At 55.6% G+C, this 20,115-nt stretch carries 17 protein-coding genes; 13 read left to right on the top strand and 4 right to left on the bottom strand.

Annotation, left to right across the window (positions count from 1 at the left end):
• Positions 1-153: 153 nt before the first annotated feature.
• Complete coding sequence (locus tag ACZ5DH_RS04290; protein ID WP_464255908.1) at positions 154-1,686, bottom strand: outer membrane homotrimeric porin; 1,533 nt, start codon at positions 1,684-1,686, stop codon at positions 154-156.
• Positions 1,687-2,021: 335 nt separating this feature from the next.
• On the opposite strand from ACZ5DH_RS04290, the gene ACZ5DH_RS04285 reads away from it, so the two are divergent.
• From ACZ5DH_RS04285 to gcvH, 4 genes are all read left to right on the top strand, one after another.
• Entirely contained in the window at positions 2,022-3,356 is a 1,335-nt protein-coding gene (locus ACZ5DH_RS04285; protein ID WP_464255907.1) for an MFS transporter, read from the top strand.
• 96 nt (positions 3,357-3,452) lie between these two features.
• Positions 3,453-4,277, top strand: coding sequence for a glutaredoxin family protein (locus ACZ5DH_RS04280; RefSeq protein WP_464255906.1), 825 nt, complete (start codon positions 3,453-3,455; stop codon positions 4,275-4,277).
• 12 nt (positions 4,278-4,289) lie between these two features.
• On the top strand, positions 4,290-5,675 hold the full coding sequence (locus ACZ5DH_RS04275) for a dihydrolipoyl dehydrogenase family protein (RefSeq protein ID WP_464255905.1): 1,386 nt from the start codon (positions 4,290-4,292) through the stop codon (positions 5,673-5,675).
• A 10-nt stretch (positions 5,676-5,685) separates the two neighbouring features.
• Complete coding sequence (gcvH, locus tag ACZ5DH_RS04270) at positions 5,686-6,066, top strand: glycine cleavage system protein GcvH (protein WP_464255904.1); 381 nt, start codon at positions 5,686-5,688, stop codon at positions 6,064-6,066.
• 477 nt (positions 6,067-6,543) lie between these two features.
• Here the strand turns inward: gcvH and ACZ5DH_RS04265 are convergent, their stop codons facing one another.
• A complete protein-coding gene (locus tag ACZ5DH_RS04265) occupies positions 6,544-7,125 on the bottom strand; it encodes a DJ-1/PfpI family protein (RefSeq protein WP_464255903.1) in 582 nt (193 codons plus the stop codon).
• Positions 7,126-7,434: 309 nt separating this feature from the next.
• Here ACZ5DH_RS04265 and ACZ5DH_RS04260 point away from each other — a divergent pair, with 309 nt between their 5' ends.
• From ACZ5DH_RS04260 to ACZ5DH_RS04220, 9 genes are all read left to right on the top strand, one after another.
• Positions 7,435-7,689 carry a zinc ribbon domain-containing protein gene (locus ACZ5DH_RS04260; RefSeq protein ID WP_464255902.1) on the top strand — a complete coding sequence of 85 codons (255 nt, stop codon included), beginning with the start codon at positions 7,435-7,437 and terminating at the stop codon, positions 7,687-7,689.
• Positions 7,690-7,831: 142 nt separating this feature from the next.
• Entirely contained in the window at positions 7,832-8,713 is an 882-nt protein-coding gene (locus ACZ5DH_RS04255) for a YicC/YloC family endoribonuclease (protein ID WP_464255901.1), read from the top strand.
• Positions 8,714-8,716: 3 nt separating this feature from the next.
• Entirely contained in the window at positions 8,717-8,971 is a 255-nt protein-coding gene (locus ACZ5DH_RS04250; protein WP_179981411.1) for a DUF370 domain-containing protein, read from the top strand.
• Positions 8,971-9,579 (top strand): guanylate kinase, encoded by a 609-nt coding sequence (gene gmk / locus ACZ5DH_RS04245; RefSeq protein ID WP_464255900.1) that lies wholly within the window; start codon positions 8,971-8,973, stop codon positions 9,577-9,579. Before ACZ5DH_RS04250 ends, gmk begins: the two co-directional genes overlap by 1 nt.
• Positions 9,580-9,668: 89 nt before the next feature.
• The gene (pyrF, locus tag ACZ5DH_RS04240) at positions 9,669-10,376 is read left to right on the top strand and encodes an orotidine-5'-phosphate decarboxylase (protein WP_464255899.1); all 708 of its coding nucleotides are present in this window, start codon (positions 9,669-9,671) and stop codon (positions 10,374-10,376) included.
• A 29-nt stretch (positions 10,377-10,405) separates the two neighbouring features.
• The gene (locus ACZ5DH_RS04235; protein ID WP_464256500.1) at positions 10,406-11,254 is read left to right on the top strand and encodes a tetratricopeptide repeat protein; all 849 of its coding nucleotides are present in this window, start codon (positions 10,406-10,408) and stop codon (positions 11,252-11,254) included.
• Positions 11,255-11,280: 26 nt separating this feature from the next.
• A complete protein-coding gene (recJ, locus tag ACZ5DH_RS04230; protein WP_464255898.1) occupies positions 11,281-13,014 on the top strand; it encodes a single-stranded-DNA-specific exonuclease RecJ in 1,734 nt (577 codons plus the stop codon).
• Between the two features lie 850 nt (positions 13,015-13,864).
• Positions 13,865-15,052, top strand: coding sequence for a GGDEF domain-containing protein (locus ACZ5DH_RS04225; protein ID WP_464255897.1), 1,188 nt, complete (start codon positions 13,865-13,867; stop codon positions 15,050-15,052).
• Positions 15,053-16,703: 1,651 nt separating this feature from the next.
• Positions 16,704-16,847, top strand: a complete 144-nt coding sequence (locus ACZ5DH_RS04220) for a hypothetical protein (protein ID WP_464255896.1) — start codon at positions 16,704-16,706, stop codon at positions 16,845-16,847.
• Between the two features lie 607 nt (positions 16,848-17,454).
• On the opposite strand, the gene ftsZ is transcribed toward ACZ5DH_RS04220, so the two are convergent.
• Together ftsZ and ftsA are read right to left on the bottom strand one after the other, a co-directional pair.
• Complete coding sequence (gene ftsZ, locus ACZ5DH_RS04215) at positions 17,455-18,783, bottom strand: cell division protein FtsZ (protein ID WP_464255895.1); 1,329 nt, start codon at positions 18,781-18,783, stop codon at positions 17,455-17,457.
• A gap of 53 nt (positions 18,784-18,836) precedes the next feature.
• Positions 18,837-20,072 (bottom strand): cell division protein FtsA, encoded by a 1,236-nt coding sequence (gene ftsA, locus ACZ5DH_RS04210; RefSeq protein WP_179981402.1) that lies wholly within the window; start codon positions 20,070-20,072, stop codon positions 18,837-18,839.
• Positions 20,073-20,115: the final 43 nt, after the last annotated feature.

The raw sequence follows: 20,115 nt of genomic DNA, 5'->3' as shown, positions 1-20,115 counted from the left end.
CGAAAATGCTCTAATGCTCCGTGGCGCCCCCCGCCGCCAGCCTCTGCGTGCGAACCGGACGTATGGGATTGATGGCGCGACCAGAAAATGGAGAACGGCTCTGAACGGCTGGATATTACCGCTCAGAGCCGTCGCATCAAGGCCGAAGTTACATCAGAAAGTATAACGAAAGGTTAAAGAAACTCGCCAGTTGTCCTCATATTGTGAATCTTCGACACCGTGCCACGTGTCAGGATCCAGATACAGTTTGACATAGGCACCCTCAAGATTGACCTGGAAGTTTTGAGATATTGTGTAGGTACTGGAAAGGCTTGTTTCCCACGCATGGTCGGTAGTGGTGAGGTAAGCCATCGGCCCGTCCGCCCGAGAGGGATACGAGGTCATGTTGGCCTTCTTTGGCATTTCCGAGCTGTTGGTGCCATGAAAATAGGCAAACTTGAGCGTGTGCTTCAGGTCATCAATAAAGCTCACGTCCTTGATGCTGCCTACAAAGCCCATCATACCGCTGGGGTTGTGCCCCAGCACCTTCCAGGTATCCAGGTCGAAAAAGCCCCCGCCAAAGCCCAGAGGCGTCACCGGCCACGGCGTGTTAAAAACAGGCAGTCGCTCGGAGCCGTTATAAGGGTTATCATCATCGCCGCTGCCATACCAGGCCAGGATTCCGGGGGTGCCCCAGCCGAACTTGTAGTCCGCCCGCATGGCCGCATACCAGCCTTCGCGCACAAGCTGAAAGGTTTTGCCCTTTCCCTTGGGATCAAATTGGGTATAATCCTTGAGTTCCCCCATATCTACACGGCCATAGGTGCCTTCAACGGCGAGATCCCACGGTTCCAACTGGGTCAGGTTGACCGTCATACCGCCCCACCAACCGTTACCCCAGGTATTGTTGGCATTGCGGTAAGTTTTCTCAAACGTCTGGTAATAATTCATGCCGCTGCCAAGTACGGGCATAAGTCCGCCGCGCGGGGCATAGATGGCAGGTTCGCGCTGAGACGTGTTGTCGTTTATGCCGCGCAGGCTGTTTTCCCCTATAAGGGCATACATGCCCCAGGGCGAAACCTTCAGCCCCTCGGCCTTGATTGGCAGAACGAGGGCGAAGACATCCAGATTGTCCAGGTAGTTTGCTTCCAGACGTCCGTTTTGGGTATTCTGAGAGTTGTCATTATATGGCCGTCCCCAGAAAAACGTGGCCCCCACCGTCATCCCGTCATTCGCATATACGGGGGTGCTGACCGTGATGCCTGATGTAAGCTGCCCGTACACCGCGCTCCAGTCCGTGACGAAACCAGGCAGCAGGAGGGGCTGTATGCCCATGCGCACCTTGGCTTCAGTTTGTGGCACACGCCAGTCGATGTACGCGGCACGAACACCCACTATGTTATTGCCGTCACTACCAAGGGCCGCTCCGTCCTTGGCGGACCCCCAGGATTGGCCGTTTGTGCCGACGGTAATTTGCAGACTGCCCGAAAGATTTTCGCTGGCAATGGCGTCCAACTGCATGCGCAGGCGCTGCAATGCCTGAAAAGTGTCTTTACCGGTCACACCAAGCGGCATGACGTTGGATGTTTGAAAACTGATGTCAAAGGCCCCCTTGACCTTAAAATCCACGGCATTGCCCCGGATAGGAAGCAAAATGGACACGCCGCAAAACAACAAGCAAAACAATTTTTTGCCCAAAGTTTTCATGACTCCTCCTGTGAAAATGGGTGCAACCTCCTGCACCTCCCGCTTCCTTCACAGGACAATGACTTTTTATTTTCCCCGTAATTGTTGCGCAGGCGACACATTTTCCAAATAAATCTTTTTTTTCACATAAAATATGTCAGCAATATGTGTGGATTCCGGCAAAAATACAGCCAATCCGAGATATGTGAAAAAAATGTAAAAACGTAGTGCAGTCTACAACACGAAAAGCGTAACCAGTTAATAAAAGCACAACCTCCTGCTCCCGTTGAAGTTGGCAGTTTCAGCACAACAGAAAACAATTCAAGCTTAACTCCTAGCGCCAAAAGGAAAAATCCATGCCCGGCCAAGAGAGAATCAGCAATAACTACTTCGACGGACTTCAAGTCACTGGTCGCCATAAAGCCGTCTTTTTCATTATTATGGTGGCGTACTTTTGCGAACAAATGGACAACTGGAATTTCGGTTTCATTGCCCCGGCCCTGATGCAACACTGGGGGCTGACCATGCGCGACATTGGCACGGTCACCTTCTGGTATTTCACGGCCATGACATGCGGCGGTTTTGTGGGAGGATTCATATCCGATCTTATTGGACGTCGTAAAACATTTCTTATCGCCATCACCCTGTTTTCCACGGCGTCCATCATCAACGGCATGACGGACGACTTCCATATTTTTGTGGCCTCACGCGCCCTGACAGGTTTTGGCGTCTTTTGCCTCATGGTGTGCTCACAGGCCTATATTGCTGAAATGGCCCCGGCAGAAAGCCGGGGAAAATGGCAAAACCTTGTGGCAGGGGTGGGGTTTTGCGCCGTGCCCGTCATCGGCATGCTCTGCAGAGCCATCATCCCTCTGCATGAAGAGGCATGGCGCTACATTTTCTATCTTGGCGGCATGGGCTACATTGCCCTGTTCATCGCCTGGAAGTATTTGGACGAATCCCCCCGCTGGCTTGTGAGCCGTGGCCGCATCAAGGAAGCGGAAGAGGTCATGCTTGACCTGACGCACATGAATATTGATCTTTCAGAAGCTGCCAGCAAAGGCGCCACCCACAAACCACCCCTGCGCGAAGTGCTGCTGGGCATGATCAGTCAGAAATACGTCAAACGCACTCTGGTCATTCTTGTGCTGGTGCTCTGCACCAACCCCGCCACCTTTGTGGTCACCAACTGGACGGCCACGCTTCTCAAAGCGCACGGCTTTACTCTTGAAGAATGTCTTATGGCCACGACGCTCATTTCAATCGGCGTGCCTCTGGGCCTCTTCGCCTCCAGCGCCTTTACCGATATGGGCGGCCGCAAGATACCGCTGGTCATCATGCTGGTTGTCATGTCGGTGCTGGCGCCCATTTTCGGCAATGTCAGTTCCTATTGGGTTGTGGTCGGCGTGGGCGCATTGCTCACAGCCTTTGTCATGGGCCTGGGATTCACCATTTTTTCGTACACGGCAGAATCCTACCCCACTCACTTGCGTAACACGGCCACTGGCTTTCATTCTTCCATAGGCCGTCTTGCGGTAGCTTTTTCACAACCTCTCATTCCTGTAGTTTACGCTGCATACAGCTTTGATGGCGTGTTTTATATTTTCAGCGCACTCTGCATCATGCCCGCCATTGTGCTTGCCCTGTGGGGCGCCCGCACTGGCGGCAAGTCGCTGGAAGACATCGCCTGACCATACCGGCCACAAACCTTTTTTCAGCTTGCCGGGCGGGACAGATAGGCCAAAACTTTCTGCCTGCCCGGCTTGCGTAATTTCAAGGAGAGCGCCATGAGCATCACCCTTTACACAGCGCCCGACTGTATACGCTGCAAGATTGTCAAAAGTTTTCTTGCCGAGCGCGGGTTGGAATACGACACTGTTGATTTCAAGGCCGACGCGCAGACCTTCAACACATTTTACCGCACCAACCGCAAGGCCATCTATCGCAATCCCGAAGGCGTGGAGTTTCCGCTTTTTGATGACGGAGAAGTTATCAAACAGGGTTCCGGCGAAATACTGGCCTACCTGCTTTCCGGCCGCGTTCTTGAGCATTGCGTGACCAGAAGCGACATGCTTCACGGCAAGATCGCGGGAATCTACCCGTCCCAATGCCCCGATGGGCAGGAAGAAAATATGCTCACCCTTGTGGACCGGCTGGCAAAGGGCGGTCTTCAGGTATGGTTGCAGGTGGACGGGCGCAAACCCGAGCTGCTGCGAAAACTTCTTGCCATCAAGGACGTGCACGTCATTCTTAACGTCGTGGGCGCAAGCGCCGCAACTGAACGCGTTTTTGGCGGCGCGCCGTCCAGGGATGCGCTTGCGGAAACCATCGAGCTTGTGCGTGCGACTCCCGATGGAATCATACGCTTTTTCGCGGTTCCCCAGCCGGGCGAAGACGGAACGTGGGCATGGCCGGACAGAGCCGAGGCACTTGCCGCCGCCAAGATGGTCTTTGAGGCCTGCAATGCGCCCACCCTGCCCTACGTCATTGAGGCCGTCACGCCGGATATGGCCTGGGATATGCGCGGATTGGAGGCTCTGCCGGAACAAACGCTGCTCGTGTACCGCTCCGCTTCACGCCAGTTTCTGTTCAAAGCAGACGTCGCCAAATAGGAGGATTATTTCGTGCAGACATACGACGTCATCGTAATAGGAGGCGGCCCTGGTGGAACCACTGCGGCCCGCATTCTGGCTCAGGCTGGCAAAAAGGTCGCGCTGATTGAGGACAGCCATTGGGGCGGCACCTGCCTCAACGCTGGCTGCATCCCCACAAAAATGCTGCTTGGCGCCACGGCTCCGCAAGGTCTTTTGCATGCCCAGGAACGTGTGCGCATTGCCAAAGGCAGCATACAGGTGGACTTTACGGCCCTGCAAAACCGCGTCACACGCTTTATCAAGGGAACAAGCCAGACTCTTGCCAAAAGCCTGGCCGCTCTTGGCATAGACCTTTTTGAAGGCCGTGGTGTGTGCACCGGACAAAAGGAAGGACAGACGCAGGTGCAGGTCACCACTGCCCAAGGCCCTGTAGCACTGGCCGGTACAAAGATAATCCTTGCCTGCGGAACCGCATCCGCGGCATTTCCGGGGCTTGTGCCCGACCATCAGAATGTTCTGGACAGCACCGATCTTTTGCGCGTCACCGCCATCCCCGACAGTCTGATCGTGGTGGGTGCGGGAGCCATTGGTCTTGAAATGGCGGACTTTTTTTCAGCCATGGGCAGTACGGTGGCCATAGTGGAAGCCGCCGCACACATAGCGCCTACGGAAGACGCGGACATAGCAAAAGAAATGCTTCGCGCTCTGACCAAGAAGGGCATTGCCTGCCATGAGGGTGCCAAGGCCAAAAGCCTGATCTCTGTTGACGGCAAAGCGCGACTGGAACTTGAGGATGGCACAGTCGTCACGGCGGCCAAGGCATTGGTGGCTGTGGGCCGCACCCCCAACAGCGCTGGCCTCGGGGTGGAGAGCGCCGGCGGCAGCCTTACGGCACGTGGCTACGTGCAGGTGGACGCGAAGCTGCAAAGCGGCCCAGACCTGTACGCCATAGGAGACATCAACGGCCTTACCCTTCTGGCGCATGCCGCGGAACATCAGGCTGCCTTTGTGGCCAGACATATCCTGGGTGAAACCCGGGGCGATTATGAGCCAGGGCCTGTTCCCTCCTGCGTATACGGCGGCACGGAAATCATGCGCGTTGGCCAGACTGCGGACGCGCTGCTCCGTCAGGGCAAAGCGGTGGAAGTTTCCCAGACTCCCCTGACGGCCAACCCCATTGCGCAGGCGAGCGGCGGAACCGCTGGATTTGTCAAAGTGGTATGGCATGAGGGCCGCATAGCTGGCATCGCCGCTGTCGGGCACGGAGTGTCGCATCTGGTGACGGTGGCCCAGTTGCTCATAAAGGATGCATATACGGAATCCAGGCTGGACGAAATCATGTTCGCCCACCCCACTCTGGATGAAATTATCCCAGCGGCCATACGGGCGCCAAAATCTTCCGCAACAGGCGCATAAGGAGAAGACTATGCACTTTCCTGACGACAGACTGTACCACGCTGACCACCTGTGGGCGCAAAAACAGGATGACGGTTCCTGGCTCATCGGCATCACGGACTATGCCCAGGAGCAGCTCGGCAGCGTAATCTTCGTGGATCTGCCGGAAAAAGGAGTCCATTTCGAACAGGGGCAATCCTGCGCTTCCATTGAATCCGTCAAGGTTACCAGCGATGCCATCATGCCGATCTCAGGCACCGTGGTGGAAGCCAACAGCGCGCTTGCGGATACGCCGGAGCTGCTCAACGACGATGCGTACGCTCAGGGCTGGCTGGTGCGCGTCACCGCTTCTTCTTATGATGAAAGCGACTGCATGAGCGGTAGCGACTACGCTTCGATGGTCAAGGCCTAAAAAACAGTTTCACAGCGGTAAGCCCCGCAAAAAAATCCGGTAGGGGCTTACCGCCTGTTCCACTATCAACCATTCTGCACGGGCCTGGGTCGCATTGACGCGCCACACGCTGCCCGCGCGGCTCAAACAGTTCATGCCATTCGCGCGGTTTCCACACCCACAATATCCAGCCAGCGGCGCACTTCCGTACCTGTTGCAACAACACCTGGCCGTAATCTGCGGTTTGCAAGCGCAGTTCGCCAGCCATAGGCATTACGGCTTTTCTGCTTTTCAGCGGGACTCAGGTCCACTCCGTAGCCAGCCGCCACTCTGTTCGCAGGCTCGTACTGCGTCCGCGCACTATTTCTTTTCGACAACAGACCTCGGTTAGGCATTCTTACAACTATTCTCCCCTTCCCTCCTTCTGTTTTGCTGTTGTCTGCTAACTTCAGGTTCACTGGTTTTGTGGAGTGTGAACGACCTGCTGGAACAGTACACCTAGATACTGATCTTGGCGCCAAGCAGCTTGGCAAAGGCCGCAATCCAGGCGGGATGGGCAGGCCAGGCCGGAGCGGTGACAATATGGCCATCCACAACCGCATTGGTAAGGGTTTCGTTAAACTCGCCCCACTTGGCGCCAGCGTCCACCACATCGGGCTTCACGGCGGGATACGCCGTGCATGTCCGGTTTTTCAGCACCCCGGCAGAAACCAGTATCTGCGGGCCGTGGCACACTGCGGCAATGGGCTTTTTGGCAGCGTCGAACTCGCGCACGATTTCAAGAATGCGCGGATTCAGGCGCAGATATTCGGGCGCGCGCCCGCCGGGAATGACCAGCCCGACGTAATCGGCGGTATTCACTTTGTCAAAGTCATAGTTGATGGAAAAATTATGGCCGCGCTTTTCAGAATATGTCTGGTCCCCCTCAAAATCGTGTATGGCGGTCCGCACGACATCACCGGGCTTTTTGCCCGGGCAGACGGCATGCACGTCATAGCCCAGCATGAGCAGCATCTGGAAAGGTACCATTACTTCGTAATCTTCCACATAATCACCGGCCAGCACCAGAATTTTTTTCATAATTTTCCTCCTGCGGCTCCGGGCCGGTCAACAGCCAGGAACCGGTTTGCGCTTGCCGGGCGGCATCATGCCGCCCTTGCTTTACGCGTATATGTGTTTATATAAGCAGATATAGCCTGTGGGCAAGCCCATAGGCCCCCCAGGCGCACATCGCCCTGATGGCCCGGTTGGGCCTATAAATACGGTTGGCCCCGTTGGCATGGTTGGCGCGATTGCCAGACGGCGTACCACGCATCTGCGGCACAACGGCACAGATGCGGGCAGGCCGCCACAAATCCTGCATAGTCAGCGCATTTCAGGAGATTCAGTATGCCCATGTTTGACTTTACCTGCACTGGTTGCGGCAACGTATTTGAAGAGCTGGTCTTTGACGATGAAGCCCCGGCCTGCCCCAAATGCGGTGCAGCCACCCAACGGCAGATGAGTGTTCCAAGCCCGCTCAAAACGGGCGCTTTTCCCTTCAAGCCCGGCCCGGTGCGCCCCATGAGCAAGACAAAGCCCCCTTGCGCCGCAGGCGGCTGCCCTTCCGGCGGCTGCGGAACAAACGGCGGCGGCCTGTCCTGACGGAATATGAGGGATATGCAGGCGATTCCAGCCGATTACCTCAAAGATTTCAGCCCTTGCGCCTCCCGCGACAAGGGCTTTGTTGCATTCGTAAGGGGCTTGCTCTACACTCGCAAAGATACTCTTACACGGGAAGGAACCTATGCTACGCAGCATGACCGGCTTTGGCCGCTGCCTTGTTGAAAATACCCACACGATCCAGCAATGGGAAATTAAAAGCGTCAACAGCCGCCATCTTGACCTCAAGTGGCGTCTTCCCCTTGCTGTGCGCAGTCTTGAACCACGCCTTGAAAAGGTCGTCCGGCGCTTTGCCTCGCGCGGTCGGGTGGACATCAGCCTCATACTGCAGTACGCCCCCGGCGATGCCCCTGCCATGCGCTTTGACGCCAACCAGGCCAACGCCATTCTGGACAGCCTGCATGCCCTTGCCCAGGCCCGGAACGAAGATTTTACGCCTGACTACAACGCCCTCATGCAGATATCTTCTCTGTGGGGCGACAACGGCGAAGAAATGGATGAAGAGCTGACCACCAGCCTTGAAGAAGGCCTGGCTCTCGCTCTGGAAGACTGGAACGAGGCCCGCGCCACTGAAGGGCGCGCCCTGGCCACCGACATGCATTCGCGTATCCTGCGCATGGAAGAATGGACGGGGCTTATTGCTGAGCGCGCGCCCGCCATCAAGGAAGAACGCGCCGCCATCCTGCACGAGCGCCTCGGCGAGGCTCTGGCCCAACATGGCCAGGAGCTTGAAGAAGGCCGTTTTCTGCAAGAAATTGTCGTTCTTGCAGACCGTCTGGATGTAAGCGAAGAGCTTACCCGCCTTACTACGCACCTGGAACGCCTGCACGACCTTTTGCAGTCTGGCGGCGATGCGGGGCGACGACTGGACTTTACACTTCAGGAATGCTTCCGCGAAATAAACACCTGCGGCAACAAACTGCCGGACGTGCAACTTTCGCGCCTTGTGGTGGACTTTAAAAATGAGTTGGAAAAATGCCGCGAGCAGGTTCAAAACCTGGAATAAACCATGTCTCGTGAACGGTTAATCAATATTGGCTTTGGCAACTACGTGCTGGCCGGCCGGGTTGTGAGCATTGTCAGTCCGGCGTCTTCGCCCATGAAACGCTTGCGTGAAGACGCACGAACTCAGGGGCGTCTTATTGACGCAACCCAGGGGCGCAAAACACGCTCAATCCTGGTGACGGATTCCAATCACGTCATTCTGTCGTCCATACAGCCTGAAACTATCAGTCAACGTTTTGCGCAAGAGGAAGGAATCTGATGCCCCGAAAAGGCATTGCCCTGGTTATAAGCGCGCCCTCAGGGGCCGGAAAGACGACATTGGTCCAACGCCTCATGCAGGAATTCCCCAAGTTCGGCTATTCTGTTTCATGCACCACCCGTCAACCGCGACAGGGTGAAGTGGATGGAAAGGACTATATCTTTCTCAGCCGTGAAGAATTCGAGAAACGCCGCGCACAGGGCTATTTTGCCGAATGGGCCGAGGTGCATGGCAACCTTTACGGCACCCCCCTCGCGCCAGTGAAAAACAGCCTGCAAAACGGTCAGGACGTGCTTTTTGACATTGACGTGCAGGGCGCGGCCCAGATGAAACTCTCCCTGGCTGAAGCCGTGTTCGTGTTCATCCTTCCCCCCAGCATGGAAGAGCTGGAACGCCGCCTGCGTGGTCGGGGGCTGGATGACGAGGGCACTATCGAGCGGCGGCTGACCAATGCACGGCAGGAAATTCGTGAATCCCGCTGGTATGATGCCATGGTGGTCAACGACGAACTGGACGCGGCATACGATGCCCTGCGCGCCGTCTTTGTGGCCGCAGGCCTTGCCCCTTGCCGCAATCCCGAACTGCCGGACTGCCTGCTGAACCGCTGATCGGGATACGGCGGCGGTTACAGGGATGAACCCGTGGCCTGACATGCGCACGGTCCTTTATGCAAAGCGAAATCATTGGAAACGCGCTGATGACAAATACACTTTCCAGTCCACAACTGGTGGTCGCCCTGGATGTGCCCCGCAGGGCCGAAGCCCTGGCCATCGCCCGCACGCTCAAGGGCACCGCGCCCTGGTGCAAGGTAGGCATGGAGATGTTCACCTATGCCGGGCCTGCCTTTCTGGAAGAACTGGTCGCCATGGGCTACAAGGTCTTTCTGGACCTTAAGTTCTATGACATTCCCAACACGGTGGCCCAGGCCGTCAAAGCCGCCGCGGAGATAGGCGTGGACATGCTCACCCTGCACTGTCAGGGCGGCGAACGCATGTGCCGCGCGGCCCGTGAAGCCGCCGACGGCGTATCAGGGAAAAAAACCCTGCTCTTTGGCGTCACGGTGCTGACAAGCTTTGCCCAGGGTGAAATGCCGGGCATACGTGAAAACACCTCTGACTTCGCCCTCGCTCTTGCCAGGGGCGCACAGGGTTGGGGACTGGACGGCGTGGTCTGCTCCGGGCACGAGGTTGCCGGCATCAAGGCGGCCTGCCCCGGCTTCAGTTGTCTGTGTCCTGGTATCCGCCCGTCCGGTTCGGTGGCGGACGACCAGCGCCGAACCATGACTCCGGCCCAGGCCGTGGCGGCAGGGGCGAATTACCTGGTAGTGGGCAGACCCATCATCGCCGCTTCAGACTCGCGCGCGGCAGCGGAGCAGATTCTGGCAGACATGGCGTCTGCCACATAGCAACGGGGATTCAGATGTCTGGCCAGGAAATGACAAAAAATACGCAGGCGGCACCTTCATCGGGTACGGGCCATGCGGCGGGGCACAAAACCGATGTGCGCGGCGTATTCTCCACACAGGAAGTCCGCCGGGTAGGCACTGGCACCACGACCCGCAAAACAGTACAAAAGAGCTTCTGGTTCATTGAACAGCACGGCAAAGTCATTGAGTGCCAGCCGCTCAACACCAACTACGTGCCTAGCGGCCCCAAGCGCAAAATCACCATGGACGAACTCATCGCCAAATTTGCGCCCGAACCGGAGTTTTACCTCAATTCGGTCTATCCCAAAATGCAGGAAATGCAGCGTGCGACTGAACAAGGTGATGAACGCAGGGAAAAAGGCGAAAATTTTGCAGCCGAATTTGAATACTCCCGCGCCCTCAAAATAGATGAGGACAACGTACGCGCCAACTTCGGCATTGGCCTTACATACCTTGAGCGTGGAGATGCCGACAGGGCGCAGGACATCTTTGAGCGCCTTGTAAAGCTGGACGGCGCTTTTGAGCCTGAACACAAGCACCTTTTCAACGAGTTCGGCATCAGCCTGCGCAAGAACAAGATGCTGGAACAGTCGCTGGAATATTACAGGCGCGCGCTCGAACTTACCCAGAATGACGAAAATCTCTATATGAACATGGCGCGGGCTCTGCTGGAGACCAAGGACATCAACGGATGCGTGGATCACCTGCTCAAGGCGCTTGAAATTTCTCCACGACACGAAACTTCGCTCAAATTTCTTGCATGGCTCATACAAAATAAACTTGTTCCAGCCGACAGGATAGACGGCGTCCGCTCCGCCTTGCAGGCTGCGGCCAAGAGCGCGAACACCGCATCCTGAAACCGGCCCGCGGCCTCCGAGGTTCTGTGAAAAACTGGCTTTTCCGTTCGCTTCCCGAAGGTGTCCCTGGTTCCCCGCCTTCCGCGTGGGCCGAAGACCTTTCCATCTCGCCCCTGCTGCTGGAAATCCTTTGGCGACGGGGATTTACCCACAAGCAAACCATCAATGCCTTTCTCGACGCACGGCCGGGTTCGCTGACCCCGCCGCACAAGTGGCCCCAAATTCCCGAGGCTGCCCAACTGCTGGCGCAGGAGCTGCTGGCAGGTAAAAAACTGGTGGTATGGGGAGACTATGACGTTGACGGCATCACTGCCTCGACCCTGGTGCTGGATGTGCTGGAAAGTCATGGCCTGGAAGCATGCTGGCATATCCCTGACCGCCGCAGTGAAGGGTACGGCCTCAATGTTGCCCAGGTGGAAGCGCTGGCGGAACAGGGCTGCGGCATACTGCTCACCGTGGATTGCGGCATCGCCGATGGCGAAGCCGTACAGCGCGCCCGTCAACTGGGCATGACTGTTGTGGTCTCCGACCACCATCTGCCCCAAGAACAACTGCCCCCGGCCCATGCCATCTGCAACCCCCGGCTCTGCCCTGCCGAGGCCCTGCCCTGCCCGCATCTGGCCGGAGTGGGCGTGGCCTTCTACCTCATGGGGGCCGTCAATGCGGCTCTTGCCCCGCACACGGGCCGACGCCACAAGATGGATCACTGCCTTGACCTTGTGGCGCTGGGAACCTTGGCCGACGTCATGCCGCTGACGGGCGAAAACCGCATTCTGGTGCACGCGGGCCTCGCGCATCTGGCCATGGCCTCGCGGCCGGGCATTGCCGCCCTCAAGGTTGCCAGCGGCATGGATGCCAAAACCAAGCTTACCAGCGGGCAGGTAAGCTTTCAGCTGGTGCCCCGCATAAATGCCGCCGGGCGCATCGGCAGCGGCGAACTGGCCCTGCGCCTTTTGCGGCAAAAAGATTTTTCTTCAGCCCTGCCACTGGCCCAACAGCTTGACGGGCTCAATACAGAGCGCAAAAACGCGGAAAGCGAAATCCATAATGAAGCTCGAATCCAGGCGCTGGACATGCTTTCTCGCGAACCGTTGGCCAGCCTTGTGCTGTACGGTCAGGACTGGCATCCCGGTATCGTGGGCATTGTGGCCTCGCGCATTGTGGAAGAATTTTACAGGCCAACCATCATACTTTGCCATGATCAGGGCAGCCTCAAGGGTTCAGGCCGCTCGGTTCGGGAATTTGACCTGCATGCCGGGCTGAACCAGACTGCCGAGATGCTTATGGGATTTGGAGGGCACAGGTTGGCGGCAGGCGTACGCCTTTTGCCGGAAAACCTTGGCCGCTTCCGCAGCGCTTTTGAGGCTGCGGTGGCTCAAAGCCTTGGCACAAGCCCGCTGAGTCCAAGCCTGACGCTGGAATGCCAACTGGATTTTGCTCAGGCCAGCAACCAGATGTTTCTCAAAGAACTTGAAATGCTGCAACCCTTTGGCCCAGGCAATGCCGAACCTGTCTTCGCCTCACCTCCCTTGCTGGTCAAGGACCGCGCCCCCCTGGGCCGAAGCGGCGAACATGTGCGCCTGCGTCTACAGGACGAACACAGCGGCCTTATACTCACGGCCAAGGCATGGCGCATGGGGCAGGCCCTGCCGCCGGGCATTGCGGGCAAGCGCATTCGCGTGGCCTATACCCCCCGCCTTGATACGTACAACGGCATCACATCGGTAGATGTGGGCATCAAGGACTGGCAGCCAGCATGACAGTACTGCTATAAACCGCTGGTGCTTCCATACCTGTTGCCGCCCATCAAAAGGCGGCTTTTTCTTTCCTTGAAGCGGGAGCGTCAGCACTCGTCAGAGACCAGGCCATACCCGCGACATCACGCAATAACACGCGCAAAAATGCCGACGCCCTGTATCTTCATGATGCACATGCCAGAGCAGATAAACTTTGGGATAGTGTGATATCCGCCTACTCTGTGCCGGTCTCGCCAGAGACACCTGCCTGCGGGCAACATGCAGATGAAGACTGCCCTTGAGAACGCACGCTCCACAGGCTGCGCCATACGTTACGGCGTTTGAACCCGCAAACCGTCGGCACGGCCTCGTCGCGACGCATGCAACTGCGCGCACCCTAAAATCGGAGACTACCACGCGGCCACAGGGGCATGAAAAAGCCTAAACGAGATGAAACAACTGAAATTTTTCTGGCGCCTATCTATTGGCGGGCAGGCGCGCAAATGACATTTTAATATAATTTATCCAACAAAAGCGGCATGGTAGACTTATATTATAAAAGTGCTAATAAATAATATGCGTCAGCAAATATTATGCCAAACACTACACACATATGGCAGCTATGCGCATCATCATGATGTTTACAAATAGTAATCATTAATATAATTATACTGACTACACTGCCATACCAGCCAATACCGCACCAACAAAACCTGCATAATATATTTATTACTCCATAAAAATCCTCATCTCACAACAATAGTATTAGTATTATCGCTATCACAACAATACGCAATAATAAATATTGAAACTAAGACAACCCATTCAATATTCGCTGACTATCCCGACATGTCACATCGTGGGGACCACTCTCATGCCGACAGAAACTACACAAAACATACACACGATAATCACAGAAAAGCCGATATCCGGAACCGAAAGAAAAATCTTACTGCTTGTTATAGGCTCTACGTTTTTCACAGCCCTGGTTACAGTTTTCATCTTTTACCGTTCTTTGTTTTTCGATCTTGATGACAGGCTTTTAAGCCGATCCGATGCCATATTTTCCATGCTGTTAAGCCGCATCCCTCCTCAGAGTATCACCCAGCTTAACATCCCAGGGGACGCTGATTCCGAGATATACAAAAAAACTCAGATATTTCTTGAAGACCTTCGCAAAACCACCAATGTGCGCTACCTGTACACAGTAAAACGCGCTGCCGGGGGCGAGCCCATATACGTTGTTGACGGTCTTTCCCCCGCCTCGGAAGATTTTCGCCCAATAGGCTCGCCCGTTGAACCTGAAATCATCCCCATTGTGACTCGTTGCCTTGATGGCCAGTCCATGCGCGGAGAAAGAACAATGGACACCTCATGGGGGATAATCATCCCCGCCTGTGAGCCTATCAAGCAGGATGGCAACACCATAGGCGCACTGGTGATCGAGTTTGACGTGCAGTCTTTTGTAAATAATACACGGCGCACTGCGCTGATATGTCTCGCTTTTTCTTTTGGTGTGGCCATATTGGTGACAGTGGTAACCGCATGGCTGCTGAAGAAAGTCTCCGTCCCGTTGTACCGCAAACTGGCCTATACAGACCTGCTGACGGGCGTGTTCAACCGAAACGCATTTGAATTGGACCTTCGCCACATGCCTGCTGACGGCGCAGAGGGACTGGTGATACTTGTCTGTGACCTTGACAGACTCAAGACCATTAACGACCGTTCCGGGCACGCAGCCGGAGACGCCCACATCCGCGTTCTTGCCCATCTGCTGCGCAATCAATTCACGGATTTGGGCAAAACATACCGCATTGGTGGGGACGAGTTCACAACTCTATTGCGCAACATTACCATTGAATCGCTTGAAGAACGGATGCTCAAGCTTTGTTCCATTGCGGAAAAAATAACCATCAAGGGATTTCAAGTGGCTTTTTCCTACGGAATAGCCGTCTTTGACGCAAGTCTGGATGACACTCTACATTCCGCAATCAACCGTGCTGATGCAAATATGTATTTGTATAAGAAAAAATTCAAATCACAACAGATATTACACGAATAGACATAACTATAGTACTGCGTATTACTTTCACTCCGGCACAGTACTGCACAGCAAAATCACATACGGCGCAGCAAAAGCTCACCACGGTTCTCGCCGCAGTCTGACTCGCACGCTGTCATGCCTGAAAATCGGCGCAACCATCTGCCCCTACCCCATACATGTACGAGCATTAGCTACCGATGGCGAGCAGCGCGCCACGCAACTGCCTGTGCGTCCAGACGCTCCAACTGCGACACTGCGGTTCAAAAACTGGCCTCCCTGCCAGCTATGAAGTGAGGTTGCCCCCCCACGGCGTGCGCCAGTGCGCCGTTTGCGATCTGCAAAGTTCCGTGTTCATAAGCACGTGCCGCAACAGACAATAAAAAGCCGCCCCTGTTGGCGGGCAGGCTCGTGCATTTTCATCCCGAGTGCCCCGTCGGCCGCGTCCCCCTGTGAAGGACGACGCAGACGTGACCTATTACGCGGTTATTCACCCTGACGGGCTTGCCGTCCCTTGGCGCGCAACCCGCAACAAGCGGTCTGCTCTACTGACCATGCGGGGCATGCAGGATGACAGCAGCATGGCGTCAGTGGAAGACGACAGGATTTACGGAAAGACCAGGCCGCCACAGCCTCAAAATCATCGGCACATGTCTTCAAGAGGCGTCATGCGAATTCCACAACCGAATGGCCGCAGGCACGCTGAGCGACCAGCGTAAAGGGCCGTTGCCGCACTCACAAACAATGCGATAAAGGTCACGAGTGCGGCCAAGCGGGCGCGAAGTTTCGATTGTTGTTGAAAGTTTGCCGCACTTGATGCAGGGACGAATGACAATCAGAGAATTTTCTTTTTCCATAAGCAAACAGTAGCCAATGAAAATGCCGCCGTCAAAGAGCATTTGCCAATCGGCGTTATTTGGCAATACAGCGAAACAATAATCAAATAGCATATATACAATGTACTTTAAAGTCTGTTATGCGCTGGGGTATATTTGCACCACGTTCTTTAGCCAACACATCGAATGTGCTGGCTGAGATTGTAGCGCATGCAAATACCCGCCATGACATGCGGGCGTCACTAGAACACCCAAAAGTCACGAAACAGCGGGATGGCACGAACAATGCCGACGAACGGACGCCCAGGCCCCCAAAAGCGAGGTTGGCGGCAGCCACTGCGCTGAGGAACGGCTGTTTCGGCGCGAAAAAATGAATGCGTGGGAAAAAGTCGGGGCAGGTGAACTGGGGCTATGGACCACATTTTTCAATGCAAACTGCTAATTGAATGCAACAAAGTTCTTAGAATGCCATTTTGCCCTACTACCTAACGAATGCGGCAAAGAAAAGTAAAAGGCCGTCATACCAGAATGCATGGGGAATTACACGCATAACCCGACCGTTCTCACGGTCACCCCTCTGGCTCAGACGGCCTGTAAAATAGTAGCGTTGCGCTCGTAATGATGTAAGAAAAATTGGACTTCCAGCCCAGTCTGCCAGCTTCCCTGGCCTTGGCATCAACACCGAGAACGGCATGCCTTCGCCGCTGGAGCATTTTAACTTTGAAAAGGTGTAAATGCTCTAACGTTGCACGAAAGTGCAGCGCGCCACAAAGTGGCGTGGCTTCAGCCGAGCTTTAGCCGTTGCGACGAAGGAAGCTACGGATGCTTCAAGCGTTGTGACGCAGGAAACTACGCTTGAAGACAGCATGTGTAACGACACGGCTTGTCCCATACAATCGCTGTCGCCATCCGTAGCGATGCTGTCCTGCCCCGTAAGACAGTTCCGTCAACGGTTCAGGCAAGCCCTGCGGGCGCGTTAGCCGTTGCAGCGTCAGCGGCTTACGGATAACGACAGCGACTCTTTGAGTAAGATTTTTGCGTAACTCATTGCCGTCTTTATCCGTAGCTTCGCGGCAGTCGTTGGCGAGTCTGCGAGCCTTACGAATGGCGACAGCGATTGTATGGAGTGAACTGTGTAGTTACTCAGGCTGTCTTTATCCGTAGCTTCCTGCGTCGCAACGGCTGAAGCCTGCGTCACAACGGCTAAAGCAACGGCTGCCGCAAAGACAGCATTGATTATCCGTAAGCGGTGAAGACCCGCTAACGGCTACCGCAAATCGTATTTTTCGGCTGAATGAAAACTTTGAAATGTGAAGCATTTCAAAGGTAATCTGCTCTAGGCATCCATATTTTTATGTGTTCCAGATGCCCCCAAGAATGCCCCCAAATGATTACGGCTGTCAACGGAACTACACGGAATCCAGCGGCCCTTTCAAAAAACAAAAAACCGCGAATCCTTAGGATTCACGGACATCAGCGGAGCATTATGCCCCACTCTGGGAGGCCCCCAATGGGCCTCCCGGCGGGCATTTCAGGGCCGAAGAGGCAAGCCCTGAAAATTTAAACTATACGCTTCCTGGCCTGAGCCTAGTCGGCCTGGGTGCGGATAAAGGTCGGAATTTCGAAATCGTCCTCATCGTAGGTGAAATCTTCCTGGCCGGGGTTGTGCGTACGATGGCGGCCCTGTGTCATGGTTTCACGCTTGAGCAGATACGGCGGACGGCTGCTGTTTTCATCGTACCAGCGCTCCACTTCAGAGCGGCGCGACGTGCGCGGCAGGCGGCTTTCGCCCATTTCATGCTCATCCATATTGCCCTGCGCCATGCCGGACTGCGGAACCATACGGCCCATGCGACGCGGTTCGGCCATAACCGCATCGGGGCCAGGCTTGCGGAAGTTGGTCACAGTGGCGGCAGCCTGGGGCTGGGAGCTCTGGATAGCCTGAGGAGCTTCAATACCTGTGGCAATGACGGTCAGACGAATTTCATCACCAATATTGTCATCAAAAACAACACCAAAGATGATGTTGGAATCTTCAGGGGTCGCATCGCCGATGATATCGCCGATCTCGGCAATTTCTTCAGCGGTAATGTCGTCAGGCGCAGTGATGTTGTAAAGAACAGCTTTGGCGCTTTCCAGAGAAACGTCTTCCAGCAGCGGGCTCATAATGGCACGCTGGGCAGCTTCGCGGGCGCGGTTTTCGCCCGAGGCAATGCCGGTGCCCATAAGAGCCAGGCCAGCTTCACCCATGGTGGTGCGCACGTCGGCGAAGTCAAGGTTGATGAGGCCGTCACCCACAATTACGTCAGAAATACCCTTTACGGCGTAGTACAGCACGTCATTGGCTTTCTGGAGCATTTCAGCAAAAGGAGCTTTTTTGGGTGCAAAGGCAAGCAGCCGATCATTGGGAATGGTGATAAGGCAGTCCACATGCTGCTTGAATTCTTCAAGCCCGGCCTCGGCAGCACGTTTGCGCTTCGCGCCTTCAAAACTGAAGGGCTTGGTCACCACGCCCACGGTAAGCGCGCCCATTTCTTTTGCAGCTTGCGCCACAACAGGAGCCGCGCCCGTTCCGGTACCACCGCCCATACCAGCGGTAACGAACACCATATCCGCATCGCCGATGGCTTCACGAATAGCATTCACGCTTTCCACAGCGGCTTCACGGCCCACCGAAGGATTGGCCCCAGCGCCAAGCCCCTTGGTGAGCTTTTCGCCCATCTGCACTTTTACTGACGCGCCGTTTTTGGCCAGAGCCTGCACATCTGTATTGGCGCAAACAAACTGAACGCCGCGCAAGCCAGAGGCTATCATATTCTGCACAGCGTTGCCGCCGCCGCCGCCAACCCCGATTACCTTGATTTTAGCGTTACTTGCCAACGAGGTGTCGATATCATCGACGATTGACTGAGACATGGTTCCTCTCCTGTTTAAACTACCCTCAAAGTGCCCGCTTGAGGTTGCTTCGTTTACGAAATATCAGCAAACCACTTTTTCATGCGAGCCAGAACGCCATCAAAGACGCCGCTCTCACTTCTGGTGGTAAACTTCTTTTGTCCGGAAAGTTCTTTTTCAGCCCCATAGCGCAGCAAGCCCACAGCAGTAGAAAACTTGGGGCTGTTCACAACGTCTTTGAGGCCGCCCACGTTCCGGGGGTATCCAATACGCGTGGGCAGGTTGAAAATTTGCTCACCCAGTTCCTGGCAGCCTTCCATAAGGGCGGTGCCGCCAGTAAGCACGACGCCAGCGCCGATCATGTCCTTGTAGCCGGAGCGTACAAGAGTTTGATCCACAAGGAAGAGAATTTCTTCCATGCGCGGCTCGCAGATTTCAGCAAGTACCTGACGCGAAAGGCGGCGCGGTTCGCGGCCGCCAACGCTGGGCACCTCGATAAATTCGTCGTGGCGCACCAGATCAGCCAGCGCGCAGCCGTATTTGAGCTTGATTTTTTCGGCCGAGGCGATGGGGGTACGCAAACCAAAGGCAATGTCATTGGAAAGATTCTGACCGCCCAGGGCAAGCACCGCCGTGTGCTTTATGGCATCATTGGCAAAAACGGCAATATCGGTGGTGCCGCCACCAAGATCCACAAGGGCCACGCCAATTTCGCGCTCTTCTTCTGTGAGCACGGCCTTGGCCGAAGCCAGCGACTCGAGGGCGATATCAGAAACTTCAAGCTGACTGCGGTGGCAGGAACGCACGATGTTCTGCGCCGAAGACACTGCTCCGGTGACGATGTGCACCTTCACCTCAAGCCGTACGCCAGCCATGCCGAGAGGGTCGGCAATGCCACGCTGATTATCGACGATATATTCCTGCGGCAGAATATGGATGACCTCGCGGTCAGCCGGAATGGCCACGGCGCGCGCGGCGTCCAGGGCGCGCTCAACGTCGCGCTGGGCCACTTCGCCGCCTTTGACGGCAATGACGCCGTGGCTGTTGATGCCCATTATATGGCTGCCCGCAATCCCCACATAGACAGAGTGGATTTCGCAGCCTGCCATCAGTTCGGCGTCTTCCACCGCCTTGCGGATGGACTGCACGGTCTGCTCGATATTGACCACCACGCCCTTACGCAGGCCGGTGGAAACGCTGGTGCCGATGCCCACCACATCAACAAGGCCCGACTCCGTAAGTTCACCCACCACAGCGCAAATCTTTGTGGTGCCGATGTCGAGACCAACGATGAGCTCGGACTTATTCATGCCATTCTCCTACGACGCCTGTTCTTCACGCGCAACAACCATT

It is taken from the genome of Desulfovibrio simplex, assembly GCF_055387835.1.
Note: the sequence above shows the minus strand (reverse complement) of the source record. Positions and strands in the feature narration are given on the sequence as shown.

What these genes read in the sequence shown, in the direction of transcription:
- ACZ5DH_RS04290 (WP_464255908.1), bottom strand. Translation starts at nt 1,686, where the DNA reads ATGAAAACTTTGGGCAAAAAATTGTTTTGCTTGTTGTTTTGCGGCGTG.
- ACZ5DH_RS04285 (WP_464255907.1), top strand. Translation starts at nt 2,022, where the DNA reads ATGCCCGGCCAAGAGAGAATCAGCAATAACTACTTCGACGGACTTCAA.
- ACZ5DH_RS04280 (WP_464255906.1), top strand. Translation starts at nt 3,453, where the DNA reads ATGAGCATCACCCTTTACACAGCGCCCGACTGTATACGCTGCAAGATT.
- gcvH (WP_464255904.1), top strand. Translation starts at nt 5,686, where the DNA reads ATGCACTTTCCTGACGACAGACTGTACCACGCTGACCACCTGTGGGCG.
- ACZ5DH_RS04265 (WP_464255903.1), bottom strand. Translation starts at nt 7,125, where the DNA reads ATGAAAAAAATTCTGGTGCTGGCCGGTGATTATGTGGAAGATTACGAA.
- ACZ5DH_RS04260 (WP_464255902.1), top strand. Translation starts at nt 7,435, where the DNA reads ATGCCCATGTTTGACTTTACCTGCACTGGTTGCGGCAACGTATTTGAA.
- ACZ5DH_RS04255 (WP_464255901.1), top strand. Translation starts at nt 7,832, where the DNA reads ATGCTACGCAGCATGACCGGCTTTGGCCGCTGCCTTGTTGAAAATACC.
- ACZ5DH_RS04250 (WP_179981411.1), top strand. Translation starts at nt 8,717, where the DNA reads ATGTCTCGTGAACGGTTAATCAATATTGGCTTTGGCAACTACGTGCTG.
- gmk (WP_464255900.1), top strand. Translation starts at nt 8,971, where the DNA reads ATGCCCCGAAAAGGCATTGCCCTGGTTATAAGCGCGCCCTCAGGGGCC.
- pyrF (WP_464255899.1), top strand. Translation starts at nt 9,669, where the DNA reads ATGACAAATACACTTTCCAGTCCACAACTGGTGGTCGCCCTGGATGTG.
- ACZ5DH_RS04235 (WP_464256500.1), top strand. Translation starts at nt 10,406, where the DNA reads ATGACAAAAAATACGCAGGCGGCACCTTCATCGGGTACGGGCCATGCG.
- ACZ5DH_RS04225 (WP_464255897.1), top strand. Translation starts at nt 13,865, where the DNA reads ATGCCGACAGAAACTACACAAAACATACACACGATAATCACAGAAAAG.
- ftsZ (WP_464255895.1), bottom strand. Translation starts at nt 18,783, where the DNA reads ATGTCTCAGTCAATCGTCGATGATATCGACACCTCGTTGGCAAGTAAC.
- ftsA (WP_179981402.1), bottom strand. Translation starts at nt 20,072, where the DNA reads ATGAATAAGTCCGAGCTCATCGTTGGTCTCGACATCGGCACCACAAAG.